The 17,843-nt window shown below is 74.4% G+C and carries 6 protein-coding genes; 4 read left to right on the forward strand and 2 right to left on the reverse strand.

Going from position 1 to position 17,843, the window contains the following annotated elements; genetic code table 11:
• The first annotated feature begins 50 nt into the window (after nucleotides 1–50).
• The 3 genes from AB0E14_RS22945 to AB0E14_RS22955 are packed head-to-tail and all read left to right on the forward strand — an operon-like array spanning nucleotide 51 to nucleotide 15,372.
• On the forward strand, nucleotides 51–4,955 hold the full coding sequence (locus AB0E14_RS22945; RefSeq protein WP_362421059.1) for an amino acid adenylation domain-containing protein: 4,905 nt from the start codon (nucleotides 51–53) through the stop codon (nucleotides 4,953–4,955).
• Between the two features lie 17 nt (nucleotides 4,956–4,972).
• Entirely contained in the window at nucleotides 4,973–14,116 is a 9,144-nt protein-coding gene (locus tag AB0E14_RS22950; protein ID WP_362421063.1) for an amino acid adenylation domain-containing protein, read from the forward strand.
• Entirely contained in the window at nucleotides 14,113–15,372 is a 1,260-nt protein-coding gene (locus AB0E14_RS22955) for a serine hydrolase domain-containing protein (protein WP_362421066.1), read from the forward strand. The genes AB0E14_RS22950 and AB0E14_RS22955 overlap by 4 nt, the downstream gene beginning before the upstream one ends.
• A gap of 56 nt (nucleotides 15,373–15,428) precedes the next feature.
• On the opposite strand, the gene AB0E14_RS22960 is transcribed toward AB0E14_RS22955, so the two are convergent.
• Complete coding sequence (locus AB0E14_RS22960; protein WP_362421069.1) at nucleotides 15,429–16,070, reverse strand: response regulator transcription factor; 642 nt, start codon at nucleotides 16,068–16,070, stop codon at nucleotides 15,429–15,431.
• Nucleotides 16,061–17,083 (reverse strand): histidine kinase, encoded by a 1,023-nt coding sequence (locus AB0E14_RS22965; protein ID WP_362421072.1) that lies wholly within the window; start codon nucleotides 17,081–17,083, stop codon nucleotides 16,061–16,063. The genes AB0E14_RS22960 and AB0E14_RS22965 overlap by 10 nt, the downstream gene beginning before the upstream one ends.
• Nucleotides 17,084–17,403: 320 nt before the next feature.
• Here AB0E14_RS22965 and AB0E14_RS22970 point away from each other — a divergent pair.
• Nucleotides 17,404–17,843, forward strand: a 440-nt coding sequence (locus AB0E14_RS22970; protein WP_362421075.1) for an ABC transporter ATP-binding protein, incomplete at its 3' end; no start/stop codon positions are given.

Raw genomic sequence — 17,843 nt, forward strand, 5'->3', positions numbered from 1 at the left:
GACCGTCGACAGATCCGCGCGCCCCGCGTGTCTCCCGTGGAGGGTCGAGCATGTCCCGAGTCTTTGACCACGCACCGGCCGCCCCGGAGAACCGGGCCGTCCACCACCTCGTCGCCGCCCACGCCCGGCAGGCCCCCGAGGCGCCCGCCGTCGTCGACGGCGGCCTGACCCTCAGCTACGCCGACCTGGACGAGCGTGCCAACCACCTGGCCCACCGGCTGGCCGACGCCGGGGTGACCGCCGAGTCGAGGGTCGGCGTGCTGACCGGCCGCTCGGGCCACTCGGCGGAGACCGTCGTCGCGCTGCTCGCGGTGCTCAAGGCGGGCGGGGTGTACGTGCCGCTGCACGAGAGCTACCCCGACGACCGGATCCGCCTGCTCCTCGCCGAGACCGGCGCGGCCGTCCTGCTCGCCGACCCGACGACCGCGGACCGGGCGGCGAGCGCCGGCCCGCCGGTGCTCGTCCTGGACGGCGCGGACACCCGGAGGCGTCCCGACGCCCCGCGCGTGCGCGTCGACGAGGAGCAACTCGCCTACCTCATCCACACCTCGGGCTCGACCGGCCGGCCCAAGGGCGTGGCCATCACCCACCGGAACATCACGGCGCTGGCCGAGGAACCCCACCTGCGGGCCGCCTTCGCCCGGTGCACGCTCTTCAACGCGCCGCTCGCCTTCGACGCCTCCACGTACGAGATCTGGCTGCCGCTCCTCAACGGAGGCCGCGTCGTCATCGGCCCCGCGGAGTTGACCGCGCCCGGCCTCGCCGGGCTCGTCGCCGAGCACGGCGTCGACGGGGTCTTCCTGACCGCCGCGCTGTTCCGGCTCCTCGCCGAGGAGCGGCCCGACTGCTTCGCCGGCCTGCGCGAGGTGTGGACCGGCGGCGAGACCCCCTCCGCCACCGCCCTCGACCGGGCACGGGCCGCCTGCCCGGACACCACCTTCGTCAACGTGTACGGTCCGACCGAGTGCACGGTCTTCGCCACCGGATACCGCATGACCTCCGACGCGCCCCCCACCCGGTCCTCGCTGATCGGCACGGCCCTCGACGACACCGAGGCGCACGTGCTCGACGAGCGGCTGCGGCCCGTCGGCGCGGGCGTGATCGGCGAGCTGTACCTGGCGGGCGACGGCACCGGCCGGGGCTACTTCGGGCGCCCCGCCCTGACCGCCGAGCGGTTCGTGGCCGACCCGGTCACGCCCGGCGGCCGCCTCTACCGCACCGGAGACCGGGTGCGGCTGACCGAGGAGGGGCTCGTCGAGTTCCTCGGCCGCACCGACCACCAGGTCAAGATCCGCGGCTTCCGGATCGAACTCGGCGAGATCGAGGCCGCGTTGCGCGACTGCGCCGGGGTCACCGACGCCGTCGCGGTCGTACGGGAGAACGGGCCGACCCGCACCGTCGTCGCCTACCCCACGGGGCCGAGCCCGCTCGCCGAGCGCGCCCTGCTCGACCGGCTGGCCGAGCGGCTGCCCGGCTACATGGTGCCGTCGCGTGTCGTCTGGACCGACCGGCTGCCGGTCAACGCCAACGGCAAGGTCGACCGGGCCGCGCTGCCCGAGCCCCCGGCCGACGACGCCGAGGCGTACCGCGCACCGACGACGGACACCGAGCGCACGCTCGCCGCGATCTGGGCCGAGGCCCTCGGTGTCGAACAGGTCGGCACCAGGGACGACTTCTTCGCCCTCGGCGGCGACTCCGTGCTGACCATGAAGATCGTCGCGCGGGCCCGGGCCAAGGGGCTCGCGGTGCGCACGGCCGACGTCTTCGCCCACCCGACGGTCGAGGCGCTCGCCGGTGTGGCGCGGCGGCTCGACGAGGACCCCGGTGCGGCGCCCGGTGCGGCGCAGGCGTCCGAGTACCCCCTGACGCCCATGCAGAGCGGCATGCTCTTCGACGCCCTCATGCTCGACGACCCGTCGCTCCACCTGATCCAGTTCGTCGTCCGGCTCGGCGAGGTCACCGACCCCGAGCGGCTCGGCCGGGCCTGGCAGGAGGCCACGGAGCGGCACGCGGTGCTGCGTACCGCGCTCCGCTGGGCCGATGTGGAGGAGCCCGCGCAGGTCGTCGCGGACGCGGTCGTACTGCCGGTGACCCAGCTCGACTGGAGTGCCCTTCCCGAGTCCGAACACCCCGCGCTACTGCGGGAGTTGCTCGACGAGGACCGCGCCGCCGGCATCGACCTCACCCGGGCGCCGCTCAGCCGGGTCACCCTCGCGCGGCTCGGCCCGGACTCCGTCCAGCTCGTCTGGACGATGCACCACGTGGTCACCGACGGCTGGAGCTCCGCGGAGCTGCTGCGGGACGTGCTCGACGCCTACCGGGGCGAGCCGGTGCGGACGCGACCGCCGTTCCAGGAGTACGTGACCTGGCTCGCCGGGCAGGACCTGGACGCCGCCGACGCCTACTGGCGCGAGCGGATGGCCGGGTTCACCAGCCCGGTGAGCGTGCCCGGCGACCGGCAGCCGCCCGAGGGCCACCGGCCCGTGGCCAGACGGTCGGTGGGGGTGACGGTCCCGGCGGAGACGGCCGCGCGGGTCTCCGCGTACGCGCGGCGCACCGGGCTCACCGCCAACACCCTGGTCCAGGGGGCCTGGGCGATCCTCCTCGCGCGCCTCAGCGGTGAGCGGGACATCTGCTTCGGCACGAGCACCGCGGTGCGGCCGGCGGAGCTGCCCGGGGTCGAGTCGATGGTCGGCATGATGATCAACACCCACCCCGTCCGGATCCTGGCGGACGACGACGAGCGGACCCTGCCCTGGCTGGAGCGGCTCCAGCGCGAGCTGGCCACGGCACGGGAGTTCGGGCACGCACCGCTCAACCGCGTGCAGTCCTTCGCCGACGTGGCGCCCGGAGAGGCGCTGTTCCACACCGCCGTGGTCTTCCAGAACTACCCGTTCGACCGGTCCGCGATCCGCGCGTTCGACGTCGAGTTCGCCACCAACCACCCCCTGGCGCTGAGCGTCTTCCCGGACGAGAAGCTCGTCATGCGGCTGCTCTACGACGAGCAGATATTCGAGGCGGCCACCGTGGAGCGGCTCGCCGAGCGGCTCATCACGGTCCTGGACGGGCTGGCCGCCGGCACCGCGGCCGGCGTCGGCGACGTGACCGTGCTCACCGACGCCGAGCGGAAGCTCGTCCTCGGCACATGGGGCGTGGGCGGGCCCTCCGCGTACTCCATCGAGCGGCGGATGCACCATCTCATCGCCGAACGGGCCGCCCGGTGCCCGGACACCGTCGCGATCGAGCGCGGCGGGACCCGGCTCACCTACGCCGAGGTCGAGGAGCGCGCCAACCGGCTCGCCCACCACCTGGTCGACCTCGGCATCGGCCCGGACACCATCGTCGGGATCTCCGTCGAACGCGGCCCCGACCTGGTCGTCGGCGTCCTCGGCACGCTCAAGGCCGGTGGCGCGTACGTGCCGATCGACCCCGACTACCCGGCCGCGCGCACCGCCGCGATCCTCGACGAGGCCCGCCCCGCGGTGGTGCTCACCCACAGCCGCCACCTCGACGTCTTCGCGGGCGCCACGACCCCGCTGGTGCTGCTCGACGGGGACTGGCCCGCCATCGAAGCCCGGCCGGCGACCGCACCCGCCGACCACGGCAGTCCGCGCGACCTGCTGTTCACCGTCTACACCTCGGGCTCGACGGGGAAGCCGAAGGGCGCCATGGTCGAGCACCGGTCCATGGTCAACACCGTCGAAGCGGTCGTCCCGCTGCACGTGCGCCCCGGCAGCCGCGTCTACCAGCTCGCCCCGATGAGCTTCGACGCCGCCTCGCTCGTCCTGCTGAGCACGCTCGTGGGCGGCGGCACGCTCGTCGCCCCGGTGACCACGGGCACGTACAGCGGCGCCGAACTCATCGAGCAGCTCCGCGAGGCCGACGCCGGCGCGGTCACCGGACCGCCGACCGTGCTGCCGGTGCTCGACCCGGAGGCGCTGCCGCAGCTCGAATCCATCCTCTGCGGGGGCGAGGTCCTCACCCCGGACCTCGCAGCCACCTGGTCGCCGGGACGCCGCCTCCTCAACGGCTACGGCCCCAGCGAATGCGCCGTCGCCGCCACGCTCTTCGAGGTGGAGCCCGGAGTCCGGTACGACAACGTCCCGATCGGCCGACCGCTCCCCAACACCAGCGTCCACGTCCTCGACGACCGGCTGCGCCCCGTGCCCCCCGGCGTCACGGCCGAGCTCTACCTGGGCGGCGAAGGCGTCGGCCGCGGCTACATCGGGCGCCCCGGCCTGACCGCCGAGCGGTTCGTGGCCGACCCGTTCGGCGCGCCGGGCGCCCGGCTCTACCGCACCGGCGACCTGGTCCGCTGGAACCAGGACGGCACCCTGGAGTTCGCCGGCCGCGCGGACGACCAGGTCAAGATCCGCGGCTTCCGGGTGGAGCCGCGCGAGGTCGAGAACGTCCTGCTGCGGCACGAGGCGGTCGCCGAGGCCGCGGTCGTCGTCCGCAGCGACGAGGCAGGCAAGCGGCTCGTCGCGTACGTGGTGCCGCGCGCCGGCGTCCCGGCCGCGGAGGAGCTGCGCGCCCATGTCGCCCGGCACGTGCCCGCGTACATGGTCCCGGCCGCCGTGGTGTTCCTGACGGTGCTGCCGGTCAACCGCAACGGCAAGCTCGACCGGGCCGCGCTGCCCGCGGCGGACCTGCGCCCCGACGAGGGGACGTACGTCGCCCCGGAAGGACCGACCGAGAAGGCGCTCTGCCGGATCTGGGGCGAGGTCCTCGCCGTGCCCCGGGTGGGGACCCGCGACAGCTTCTTCGACCTCGGCGGCGACTCGATCAACGCGATCCGGCTGGCCGTCCGGATGCGCGCCGCGTTCGGCGTCGAGATCTCCCCGAGGGACCTGTTCGAACACCGTCATGTGAGCGACCTCGCCAGGGTGGTCCAGGAGCGCGTCCTCGCGAGCCTGGCGGCCGTCGCGGGACCCGAAGTACCCGGCCGGATCTGACCCAGGGAGGAAAGCGGATGACCCAGCACGACGAGATGTTCGCGTCCGTACCGGCGCACCTGCAGGCAGAGCTGATGCGTCGCCTCGCCGGAGAGTCCGAGGCCGAGGAACCGCCGATCCCGACGGCCCCACGCGACGGCGGCCCGCTGCCGATGTCGTCGGCGCAGGAACGGCTCTGGTTCCTGGCCGAACTGGAGCCGGACAGCGCCGAGTACAACACGCTGCGCGCCCTGCGGCTGCGCGGCGACCTCGACACGACGGCGCTCGCCGGCGCGCTCGACCAGGTCGTACGGCGGCACGAGACGCTGCGGACCACGTTCGACGCGGTCGACGGCCTCGGTGTCCAGGTCGTGCACCCGCACACCGGGCGGGAGCTGCCCGTCGTCGACGTGTCGGGGCCCGACGCGCAGGCCGCCGTCGAGCGTTTCCTCGCCGCCGAGATGAACACGCCCTTCGACCTGCGGACCGGTCCGCTGCTGCGCCCCGCGCTGCTGCGCGTGGCCGCCCGCGAGCACGTCCTCGTCCTGGCCATGCACCACATCGTGTGCGACGGCTGGTCGACCGGGCGGCTGCTCGCCGAGTTGGCCGCCGGCTACGACGCGGCGATCGGCGGCAGCGCGGCGGCCCTGCCGCCCGTGCCCGTGCAGTTCGCCGACTTCGCCGCCTGGGAGCGCGAGCGGTCCGCCACGCTCGACGAGCAGCTCGGCTACTGGCGCGACCGGCTCGCCGGGATGCGCACGGCCGACCTGCCCACCGACCGGCCCCGGCCGCCCGTCCGCACACCCGCGGGCGCCATCCTGCCGGTGGAGATCCCCGCCGACGTGCTGGCCCGGCTGCGCGAGGTGAGCCGCGGCCAGGACGCGACGCTGTTCATGGCCCTGGTCACCGTCACCAAGGTGCTCCTCGCCCGCTACTGCGGTGAACCCGACGTCGCGGTGGGCACGGTCACCCTGGGCCGGCAGCGGCCCGAACTGGAGAACCTGATCGGCTTCTTCATCAACACCGTGGTCCTGCGCTCCCAGGTGGACGAGGCACGGTCGTTCGCGGAGCAGCTCGGCGAGGTGCGCACCGGCCTCCTGGAGGCGTTCGCCCACGACGAGGTCCCCTTCCAGCGCCTCGTCGACACCCTGCGGCCCGAGCGGGACGCGTCCCGGCCGCCGCTGGTGCAGGTCATGGTCAACCTGCAGAACATGGCCGACACGCTGCCCGCCTTCCAGGGCCTGGACGTCTCCGAGATCCAGCCGCCGGTCGACGTCGCGAAGCTGGACCTCACCTTCGACTTCTACGAGGACGCCTCCTCGCTGGTCTGCTACCTGGAGTACAGCACCGACCTCTTCGACCGGGAGACCGTGGAGCGGCTCGGCGGCCACCTCGTCACCCTGCTGCGCGCGGTGGCCGAGCAGCCCTCCGCCCCGCTCGCCGGACTGTCCCTGCTGACCGCCGACGAGCTGCGGACCCTGACCGCCGACCGGCAGGGACCGGCCCTCCCGGCGGCGCCCGCGCGGACCCTGCACGCAATGTTCGACGAGCAGGCGGCCCGTACGCCCGACTCCGTCGCCGTCAGCGACGGCAGTCGGCGGCTCACCTTCGCGCAGCTCGCCGCGCGCGCCGACCGGCTCGCGCACCACCTGATCGCCGCGGGCGTCCGCCCCGGTGTGCTGACCGGCGTCTGCCTCGACCGGAGCGTGGACGCCATGGTCGCCCTGCTGGCCGTGCTCAAGGCCGGTGGCGCGTTCGTGCCGCTCGACCCCGAACACCCCGCGCAGCGGCTCGCCATGATGCTCGGCGACGCCGCCGCACCGGTGCTGATCACCGACTCGGACGCGGCGGGTGAGGGCCCCTGGACCACGATCAGGATCGACACCGACCAGGAGCTGATCGCCCGCCGGCCCGCCACCCCGCCCACGACGGACGCCGGACCGGACGACCTCGCCTACGTCGTCTACACCTCCGGCTCGACCGGCCGCCCGAAGGGCGTCATGGTCAGCCACCGCAACGTCGCCCACATGATGCGCGCCTGGGACGCCCGCTACGACCTGACCGGCCTGCGGGGCCGCTCCCTGTCGGTGTCCAGCCTCGCCGTGGACCTGTTCTTCGGCGACTTCCTCATGTCCGCGATGTACGGCGGCGAGATGGTGATCTGCCCGGCCGACGTGGTCACCGACCCGCCCGCCCTCGCCGCGCTGATCTCCGAGACGCGCCCCCAACTCCTGGTCACCACGCCCTCGCTGGCCAAGGCGGTCGCCCAGGAGCTGTCCTGGACCGGGGGCCGCGCGGACTCGCTGCGCGTCCTCGCGGTCGGCTCGGAGGCCTGGCTGGCCGACGACGCGGCCGCCGTCCTGGAGGCGCTGTCGCCCGACGCCGTCGTCACCAACAACTACGGCGCCACGGAGACCACCGTGGACTCCACGACGTACCGGCTCCGGGCCGGCGAGCCGGTCCCCACGGCGATCGTGCCGGTCGGCCGGCCCCTCGGCGACACCCGGACGTACGTGCTCGACAGCCGGCTGCGTCCGGTACCCGTCGGGGTACCCGGCGAGATCCACATCGGCGGCGGCGGGGTGGCCCAGGGCTACTGGAACCGGCCCGAGCTGACCGAGCAGCGGTTCGTCGACGACCCGTTCGGCGACGGGCGGCTCTACCGCACCGGCGACATCGGGCGCTGGCGCCCCGACGGCGACCTCGAATACCTCGGCCGCGCCGACGACCAGGTCAAGATCCGCGGCTTCCGGGTGGAGCTCGGCGAGGTCGAGGCCGCGCTGCTGCGCCACCCCGGCATCGCCGCCGCGGCCGCCGCCGTACGGGCCGACGCGGCAGGACGCGACCGGCTCGTCGGGTACGTGCGCGCCGACGGCACCCCGCCCACCCTCACCGAGCTGCGGGAGTTCCTCGCGGGGATCGTCCCCGACCCGGCGATACCCTCCGCCCTCGTCGTCCTCGACGAGCTTCCGATGACCCCGAGCGGCACGCTCGACCGCAAGGCGCTGCCCGCCCCGGCGGCCACCGAGCAGGCCGCGGGGGCCCCCGTACCGCCGCGCGACCGCACCGAGGCCGAACTCGTCGCGATCTGGGCCGAGGTACTCGGCCTCGAACCCGGCACGGTCGGCATCGGCGACAACTTCTTCGAGCTCGGCGGCGACTCGATCGTCGGCCTGCAGGTCGTCTCCCGGGCGCGCCGGGCGGGCCTGCGGGTGACCGCCAAGCACATCTTCCGGCACCAGACCGTCGCCGAACTCGCCGCCGTCGTCCAGGTCGAGGACGCGGACGCGGACCGGCCGGCGGCGGTGCGGGCGCCCGCCACGGCGGCCGTCGGCGACGTGCCCCTCACCCCGGTGCAGCGCTGGTACTTCGAGGAGTACCCCCAGGGCGCCACGCACTTCAACCAGTCGATGTTCGTCGAGCTCGCGCCCGGCACCGATCCGGCCGCCCTGCGCACGGCGGTCACCGCGCTGCTCGGCCACCACGACGCGCTGCGGCTGCGCGCGGTGGCCGCCGACGGCGTGTGGCGCCAGCACTGCGCGGACGCCGAGACGGGCGAGCCCTTCCGCGCGGTCGACCTGTCAGGACTCGACGGCCCCGCGAGGGAGCGGGCGGTCCTGGAGGCGGTCACCGCCGCCCAGACCGGCTTCCGGCTCGACACCGGACCGCTGCTGAGCGCGGTCCACTTCTCCGGCGCGCCCGAGCCCGACCGGCTGTTCGTCACGGCGCACCACCTGGTCGTCGACGGCGTCACCTGGCGGGTGCTGCTCGCCGACCTGGAACTCGCCCACGGACAGGCGGCGCGCGGCCTGCCGGTCGCCCTCCCGGAGAAGACCACCGGCTTCCGGGAGTGGGCGACGCGGCTGACCGAGGCCGCCGCGTCCGGACGCTTCGACGACGAACGGCCGTACTGGCGGGCCGTGGAGGCCGCGGCCGCCGCCTGCCCGCCCCTGCCGGGCGACGGCACGGCGCCCGACACGCTCGCCCACGCCCGCACCGTCGAGGCCGGTCTGGACGCCGAGCTGACCCGCGCCCTGCTGCGGGACGTGCCGGCGGCGTACCGCACCCAGGTCAACGACGTCCTGCTGACCGCGCTCGCGGCCGTGCTCGCCGACTGGACCGGTGGCGAGGCCGTCGCGGTCGAACTGGAGGGCCACGGCCGGGAGAACCTCTTCGACGACCTCGACCTGTCCCGCACGGCGGGTTGGTTCACCACGCTCTTCCCGGTCGTGCTGCCGGTGGCGGGCGAGGACTGGGGCAGCCGCCTCAAGGCCGTCAAGGAGACCCTGCGCGCGGTCCCCGAGGCCGGCATCGGCTACGGCGCCCTGCGCCACCTCACGGAGAACTCCGGTCTCGGCGGGGGCCGTTGCCGGGTCGGCTTCAACTACCACGGCCACTTCGACGTGGCCGGCGGCGACGGCCTGCTGCGGTCCTGGCGGCCCAGCCCGGCCCCCGACCGGGGCGCGGACCTGAGCCGCCCGAACGCCCTGGAGATCACCGGCATGGTCCGCGACGGCCGGCTCGAGTTCTCCTGGGAGTACTCGTCCGCGCTGCACGACGAGGCCACGATCGCCGGCCTCGCGGCCCGCTTCACCGAGGCGCTCGCCGCCCTCGTGGCGCACTGCGCCACGTCCGGCGGACGCACCCCGTCCGACTTCCCGCTGGCCGGGCTCGACCAGGCCGGTGTCGACCGGATCGCCGGGGACGGCCGCACGGTCGAGGACGTCTACCCGCTCACGCCGATGCAGAGCGGCCTGCTGTTCCACTCGCTCGACGCGCACGAGGACGACATCTACCTCACCCACCTCGGGCTCGTCCTCGACGGCGTCACCGACACCGCGCTCCTCGCCGAGGCCTGGCAGCGGGTCGTCGACCGGACACCCGTGCTGCGCACCGCGATCGTCGACGCCGACGGCGGACGCCCCCTGCAGGTGGTCCACCGGGACGTCCGGCTGCCCGTGGTCGTCGAGGACTGGTCGGCGCTGAGCGAGCCCGAGCAGCAGGAGCGGATCCGCCTGCTGGCCGAGGCGCCCGTCGAACCGCTCGACCTGGCACGACCGCCGCTGCTGCGGCTCCACCTGGCCAGGCTCTCCGCTTCCACGGTCCACCTGCGCTGCTCCTCGCACCACCTCCTGCTCGACGGCTGGAGCTTCGCCGACGTCCTCGGCGACGTGTTCGCCGAGCACGCCGCGCTCACCGGACGCGCGGTCGCGCCGCCGCGCCCGCGCCCCCCGTTCAGCGCGTACGTGCGCTGGCTGGACGAGCAGGACACCACCGCCGCGCAGGCGTACTGGACCGACCTGCTCGCCGGGTTCTCCGCGCCCACCGAACTGCCCTACGACCGCGCGCCGTTGCGCTCGCACCAGTCCCGCGACACCGGCCACGTCGACCTCGCGCTCACGGCGGAGGAGACCGCACGCCTGGAGGGCTTCGCGCGGGAGGCACGGGTCACCGTCAACACCCTCGTCCAGGGCGCCTGGGCCCTGCTGCTCTCCCGGCACAGCGGCGACCGGCAGGTCTGCTTCGGCACCACGGTCGGCGGCAGACCCGCCGAGCTGCCGGGCTCCGAGGACATGGTCGGCCTGTTCATCAACACCCTGCCCGCCCGGGTGACCGTCAGACCCGACAGCGAACTGCGCGCCTGGCTCCGCGAGATCCAGGAGCAGCAGGTCGACAGCCGCCAGTACGAGTACGCCTCCCTCGCCCAGGTCCGGCGCTGGGCCGCGATCCCGGCCGGCACCGACCTCTTCGACAGCTGCGTGGTCTTCGAGAACTTCCCGTACGACGAACACGCCGCCGAGCGGCACGGGCTCGCCGTCCGGTCCCTCGCAGGCCTGGAGACCTCGAACTTCCCGCTCACCTGCGTCGCGCACCTGGTCGACGGACTCCATCTGCGGGTCGGCTACGACCCGCGCCTGTTCGACGACGCCACCGCGCACCGCTTCGCCGGTCATCTGCGCGGCATGCTCGACGCGATGGTGTCGGCGCCCGGCGTCACGCTGCGGCAGCTGCCGATGGTCCGGGACGACGAACACCGCCTTCTTGTCGAGGAGTTCAACGGCACCCCGTCCGGCTACCCCGACCGCTGCCTGCACGAGCTCTTCGCGGAGGTCGCGCGCGAGCACCCCGACCGGCCCGCGGTCGTCGCCGGTGACACCCGGCTCACCTACGCCGAACTGGACGCCGCCGCCGACCGGCTCGCCCACGAGCTCGCCGGCCGGGGCGTCGGCCCCGAGGTGCCCGTGGGCATCTGCCTGCCGGGCGGCGCCGAGATGGTCACCGCCATGCTCGCGATCCTCAAGGCGGGCGGCGCCTACGTCCCGCTCGACCCCGGGTACCCGGCCGAGCGGCTCGCCTACCTCTTCCGCGACTCGGGCGTGCCGGTGCTGCTGACCAGCTCCGCGCTCGCGCCAGGACTGCCGCCCACCGGCGCCCAGGTCCTGCTGATCGACGAGCTGCGGCCGGCGGCCGTCACCGGGCCGCCGCCCGCGCGCACGGTCCAGGACAACCTCGCCGTGCTCGTCTACACCTCGGGCTCGACCGGCACGCCCAAGGCCTCCATGGTCACCCACCGCGGTCTCGTCCGGCTCGTGCGCGCCGCGGGCGAGCACACCTTCGGTGACGCCGCCACGGTCGCCCAGCACCACTCGATCTCGTTCGACGCCGCGCAGAACGAGCTGTGGCAGACCCTCCTGAGCGGCGCCTGCCTGGCCGTACGGCCGGGCGACTTCCGCTCGGTCGACGAACTCGACAAGTTCCTGCGCGACCACGAGGTCGAGGCCATGTCGTTCTCGGCGGGCTTCTTCCACGCGGTCGCCGACACCGACCCGGGCATCCTCGCCGGGCTGCGCAGGGTCGTCGTCGGCGGCGAGGCGCTCTCCGCGCCGCACTGCGCCCGCGTCCTCGACCGGCTGCCCGACCTGCGGATCGTCAACGCGTACGGGCCCACCGAGTGCTCGGTGACCGCGACCTGCTTCCCCGTCGAACGCGACGGGCGCCCCGGCCGGACCGTGCCCGTCGGCCGGCCGACCGCGGACACCCGGGTCTATCTCCTCGACCGGGACCTGCACGTGGTGCCGGTGGGCGTGACCGGGGAGGCCTACCTCGCCGGGGACGGCGTGTGCCGCGGCTACCGCGACCGGCCGGCGATGACCGCCGAACGGTTCCTGCCCGACCCGTTCGGCAAGCCCGGCTCCCGGATGTACCGCACCGGCGACCTGATGCGCCGACGCGCCGACGGCACGCTGGAGTTCGTCGGCCGCACCGACGACCAGGTGAAGCTGCGCGGCTACCGCATCGAACTCGGCGAGATCGAGCAGGCGCTCGCCGAGCACCCGGACGTGGCACGGGCGGCCGTGATCGTCCGCGAGGACCAGCCGGGCCGCCGACGCCTCGTCGGGTACGTCGTCTCGGAGCAGGACCCGGCCGAACTGACCGCGTACCTCACCGCCCGGCTGCCCGAGTACATGGTCCCCGCCGCGCTCGTCCGGCTGGAGCGGATCCCGCTCACCCCGCACGGCAAGGTCGACCGGCGCGCCCTTCCGGAGCCGGCCGCCGCCGCGACCGGCCGGGCCTCGGTGGCGCCCCGCACCGCCGACGAGCGCACGATGGCCGCGATCTGGGCGGAGGTGCTCGGCGTCGAGGAGGTCGGCGTCACCGACGACTTCTTCGACCTCGGCGGCGACTCGATCCTCTCCATCCAGGTCGTGTTCAAGAGCCGCCGGGCGGGCCTGCAGGTCTCCTCCAGCGACCTGTTCCGCCACCCGACCGTCGAACGGCTCGTCGCCGCCGCGGGCTCGTCCCGGCAGGTCGCCGCCGTCCAGGACGCCGAGGTCGGCGCGGTGCCGCTCACCCCCATCCAGCACGAGTACTTCGCCCGGGAGCCGGTCGCCCCGCAGCACCTCGCCCAGTCGGTCCACGTCGAACTCGCGGCGGACACCGACGAGGCGGCGCTGCGGGCCGCGCTCGCCGCGGTCGTCGCCCACCACGACGCCCTGCGGATGCGGTACACGCGCGACGAGGAGGGCCGCTGGGCGCAGTGGAACGCCGCCGAGGAGACCGGCGAGCTGGTCGAGCGGCACGACCTCTCGGGGCTGCCCGACGAGGAGCTGCTCCCGGTCATGAACCGGATCGCGGCGGCCGCCGACCGCGGCTTCGACCTGGCCGCCGGGCCGCTGCTGAAGGCCGTCCTGTTCGACCTCGGCCCCGACCGGCGGTCGCGGCTGCACCTCACCGTGCACCACCTCGTGGTCGACGCGGTGTCGTGGCGGATCCTCAACCACGACCTGGACCTCGCCTACCGGCAGGCCCACGACGGCGAGCCGATCGACCTCGGCGCCAAGACCTCCTCGTTCCGGCAGTGGGCCACCCGGCTCGCGGCGCACGCGGCCGACGGCGGCTTCGCGGACCAGGCCGCGCACTGGGAGGCCGTACCCGAGCCTGCACCGCTTCCGGTGGACGGCCCCGGGCCGAACGTCGTGTCCTCCCGGCGGATCCTGCCGGTGCGGCTCGAACGGGACGTGACCTCGGCGCTGCTGCACGTGGCGCCGGGCAGGTTCCGGGCCAGGGCCAGCGACGTGCTGCTGGCCGCGCTGGCGTGGACGCTGAGCCGCTGGTCGGGCGAGGACCGGCCGGCGATCGAGATGGAGGGCCACGGCCGTGAGGAGATCTTCGACGACGTCGATCTCTCCCGCACCGTCGGCTGGTTCACCAGCTCCTACCCCGTCGCGCTGACCGTCCCCGGACGTCACCACGACGAGGCCGACTGGCCTGCCGTCGTCCGGTCGGTCCGGCGCGTCCTGCGCGCCGTCCCCGGCAACGGGCTCGGCCACGGCGTCCTGCGGCACCTCGCCGGAACCGGCACACCCGCGGCACACACGCCCCCGGCCGTGCTGTTCAACTACCACAGCCAGACGGAGGAGATCACCCGCACGGCCGACCGCTCGCTCTTCCACGCCTTCCACGACCCGATAGGCCAGGAACAGGACGAGCGGGAGAAGGTCGTGCAGGCCCTCGAGGTGGTGGGCGCGGTCGAGGACGGCCGGCTCGGCTTCGACCTCTACTACTCGGTCAACCTGCACGAGCCCGGCACGATCGAGCGCCTCGGCGCCGAACTCACGGCGGCGCTGCGGTCGATCGCCCTCCTCTGCGACCCTGCCCTCGGGACGGAGGACACCCGGTGAACGAGGACCTTGCCGAACTCGCGCTCCGGCACGGCGTACCCGGAGCCCAGATCGCGGTCTGGCGGGACGGCGACCTGCGCACCGCCGAGACGGGGGAGGAGGAGGCCGGATCGGGACGGCCGGTGACGGCGGCCACGGCGTTCCCGCTCGGCTCGCTCACCAAGCCGTTCACGGCGACCCTCGCGGCGCTGCTCGTGGCCGACGGCGAGGTGGATCTGGACGAGCCCCTGGCGGAGCAACTGGCCGAGTTGCGCGCGGGACCGGAGTGCACGCTGCGCCAGGTGCTCAGCCACACCGCGGGCCTCGCCGCCAACACCGCCGAGCTGCCGCCCGGCACCCCCCGCGCCCGCTGGCTCGCCCGCCACGCGCCCGATCTCGCCGTGCACGCGCCCGGCACGGTCTTCTCCTACTCCAACCCCGGGTACCTGATCGCCGGCCGGCTGGTCGAGGAGATCACCGGGCTCGACTGGGAGGAGGCCGTGCGGACGATGCTGCTCGGCCCGCTCGGGCAGGACGCGGAGGGGACCGCCCTGGGCCATCTCGTCCGCCCGGACGCCCCGCCCCGGCCGATCAAGGAGCAGTCGGTGCCGCCGCTGGAGGACCCGGCCGCCGGACTGCGCGCCTCCGCACGCGACCTCGCCGTGTTCGGCGCCGCGCACCTGGGCCTCGGTCCCGGCGCGGCCCTGCTCGACGCGGAGACCGCGGACGCGATGCGCGAGGACGTGACGGCGGGGCTCGCCGTCGGCGCCCACGGCCTGGCGGGCGGCTGGGGCGCCGGCTGGTCCCGGTACGGCGCCTGGTTCGGCCACGACGGCACCGGCGACGGCGCGTGGAGCCACCTGCGCGTGAACCCGGCGACGCGGACCGTGGTGGCGCTGACCGCCAACGGCAGCACGGGCGCGCGTCTGTGGGAGTCGCTCCTCGGGCGGCTCGGCGAGTCCGGCCAGGAGGTCGGCGACCACCCCCGGGACACGGGCGCCGCGCGACCCGTGGCGGCGCCGCCGGAGTGCGCGGGGCGGTACGTGAACGGCGACTGGTCCTGCCGGGCCGAGGTCCGGGACGGTGCACTCCTGCTGTCGGTCGCCGGAGCCGCGCCGGTCCCGCTCCTGCTCGGCGAGGACCTCTCCTTCCGTACGCCCTCCGACGGCGGCCCGCGCACGCCGCTGCCGTACCTCGGGCGGTTCCTGCGCGACCCGTCCACCGGCCGGGTCGACCGGCTGCAGCTGAGCGGCCGGCTCTGCGCCCGGCAGGGATAGGCGGTGACGGCGGTGGGCCCTGTCGCCGGACGGGCCCACCGCCGGGCCGCCCACGGTCAGCGGGCCTCCAGATAGGTCAGCACGGCCCGCACCCGCCGATGGCCGGAGTCGCTCTCGGTGAGCTCGAACTTCGCGAAGATGTTGCCGATGTGCTTGTGCACGGCGTTGTCGGTGATGGAGAGCTTCCTGGCCAGCGTGGCGTTGTCGTGGCCCTCCGCCATGAGCGCCAGGACCTGCCGCTCCCGGCGGGTGAGCGTGGACAGCGGCTGGGTCCGCCGGGCGAGCAACTGGGCCACCACGTCGGGATCGAGCGCGGTGCCGCCGGCGGCCACCCGGTCGAGCGCCGCCAGGAACTCGTCGATCCGGCTGATCCGGTCCTTGAGCAGATAGCCGACACCGCCGCCGCTGCTGGAGAGCAGTTCGGAGGCGTACAGCTGCTCGACGTACTGGGACAGGACCAGGACCGGCAGTCCGGGATGGAGCCGCCTGGCCTCGATCGCGGCCCGGATCCCCTCGTCACGGAACGACGGCGGCAGCCGTACGTCGACGAGGGTGACGGCCGGCCGGTGCCGGTCCACCGCGGCGAGGAAGCCCTCGGCATCGGTGGTGACCTCGGCGACCTCGTAGCCGGAGCTGCTCAGCAGCAGCTCAAGACCGGTGGAGAGCAGGACGTTGTCCTCCGCGATGACTACCCGCACGGCAGCTCCACGGTGATCGTGGTCGGTCCGCCCGACGGGCTGACGACCGTGACACGGCCGTCCAGGGCCTGCGCGCGGCCCCGCAGTCCGGTCAGTCCGCCACCGCTGTCCTCCCGCGCGCCGCCCACGCCGTTGTCGGTGACGACGACGGTCAGCAGGTCCTCGCCCCGCCACACGCGCAGCCCCGCCTCCGTGGCCCCGCTGTGCTTGGCCACGTTCGTGAGCGCCTCCGCGACCACGAAATAGGCGACCGCCTCGATGGCCGCGGGGATCCGGTGCAGCTCGCCGATGTCGATCGCGACCGGGACCCCGCCCCGGGCGGCGACGGTGCGCAGGGCTCCCGGCAGTCCACGGTCGGCGAGGATGGGTGGGTAGATGCCGCGGAGCACTTCGCGCAGCTCGACCATCGCCTCCTCGGTGACCTCGGTCGCCTCGCGCAGCATCCGGGCGACGGTGGCCGGGTCCCGGTCGAGGCACCGCCGGGCCACCGCGAGCCGCATGGCCACGGCCACCAGCCGGGCCTGGGTGCCGTCGTGCAGGTCGCGCTCGATCCGCCGCAGCTCCGCGGCGTGCGCTTCGAGCGCGTCGGTACGGGTGCGGGTGAGCGTCGCCACCCGGTCGGCGAGCACCTGCGTACGGGACGAGGCGAGCGCGGCGAGCGTGAGGCGGGCGTACACCGTGGCGAGCGGCGGCAGCGCCAGGCATCCGACGGCGAACACGACGTTGCCGACCGACGGGCCGACGACGATGTCGCGCCAGCCGAGCACCGGGATGTCCAGCACGGTCTGCGGGTTCTCCCGTGCCGGAAGGACCCAGGACAGCAGGGGAGTCCACATGATCAGGAGCGCGTTGCCGACGCAGATGACCGCGGCCATGCCGCTGGCGACCCCGAGCGTGATGTGCAGGGCGAGCCACCGCAGGTACCGGGGCAGGTCGATGGTTTCCGCACGGACCTGACGGTCCAGCAGGCGAGCGGCCCGCTGTCGATGCCATTCGGCCCATGACTGACGCATACTCGGGTGACAGAGCAGCAGAAAGGAGAACAAACTCATGCCGGCCGTGATGAATTCGCCGAGCAGATAGAGCATGGAGTGCAGCGGCGGCGCCAGGGAACGTGTCGGAGCAGAGCGCGAGGCCTCGCGCGTTACAGCAGGCTGTAGTTCTTTCCGGGCGGTGGAATGTATGGGCTCCGCACCCTTGAACGCCCTAACATGCTGGTCAGGCCGAGTGTCGGGAACGAGAGGTGGAGAAACTCGGCCCCTCTCCGCCGGTTGGGAACGGGGACGGCGGACAGGTTGCACAATTGACCTCCCGAGCGTCGAAAGAGACCACCATGACTGAACAGCGTCCGGCTCTCGAGCTCTCTCATGCCGGCACGATCGGAGCCGGGGGCGTCGAGTCCGGACAGGGGATCGAGAATGTTTCCTTCGCGTGCGCGCGCGGCACGTGGACGGCGCTCGCGGGGCCCGAGGGCGCGGGAAAGACGGGCGTTCTGCGGTGCGCGGCGGGCCTTGACCCGTTGACGGCGGGCGAGGTCCGGCTGGCCGAGGGGCTCCGGCTCGCGCATGTGGGTCTGGTGCCGGTGACGGAGCGGCCGGCGCAGACGCGCGCGGCGGAGGTCGTGCTGGCACTCGCAGGGACACCCGATGTGCTGCTGGCCGACGATCTCACCCGTGGACTCGCCGCCGCGGGCGCGGGGGGGGTGCGTGGTGTTGTGGGCGCCGCGGTGGGCCGGCGGGGGGGGTGTGGGGTGGGCGCGGCGGCGGGCCTGGC

The organism is Streptomyces sp. NPDC047981, assembly GCF_040653315.1.
Lineage (GTDB): Bacteria > Actinomycetota > Actinomycetes > Streptomycetales > Streptomycetaceae > Streptomyces.

What these genes read in the sequence shown, in the direction of transcription:
- AB0E14_RS22945 (WP_362421059.1), top strand. Translation starts at nt 51, where the DNA reads ATGTCCCGAGTCTTTGACCACGCACCGGCCGCCCCGGAGAACCGGGCC.
- AB0E14_RS22950 (WP_362421063.1), top strand. Translation starts at nt 4,973, where the DNA reads ATGACCCAGCACGACGAGATGTTCGCGTCCGTACCGGCGCACCTGCAG.
- AB0E14_RS22965 (WP_362421072.1), bottom strand. Translation starts at nt 17,083, where the DNA reads ATGCGTCAGTCATGGGCCGAATGGCATCGACAGCGGGCCGCTCGCCTG.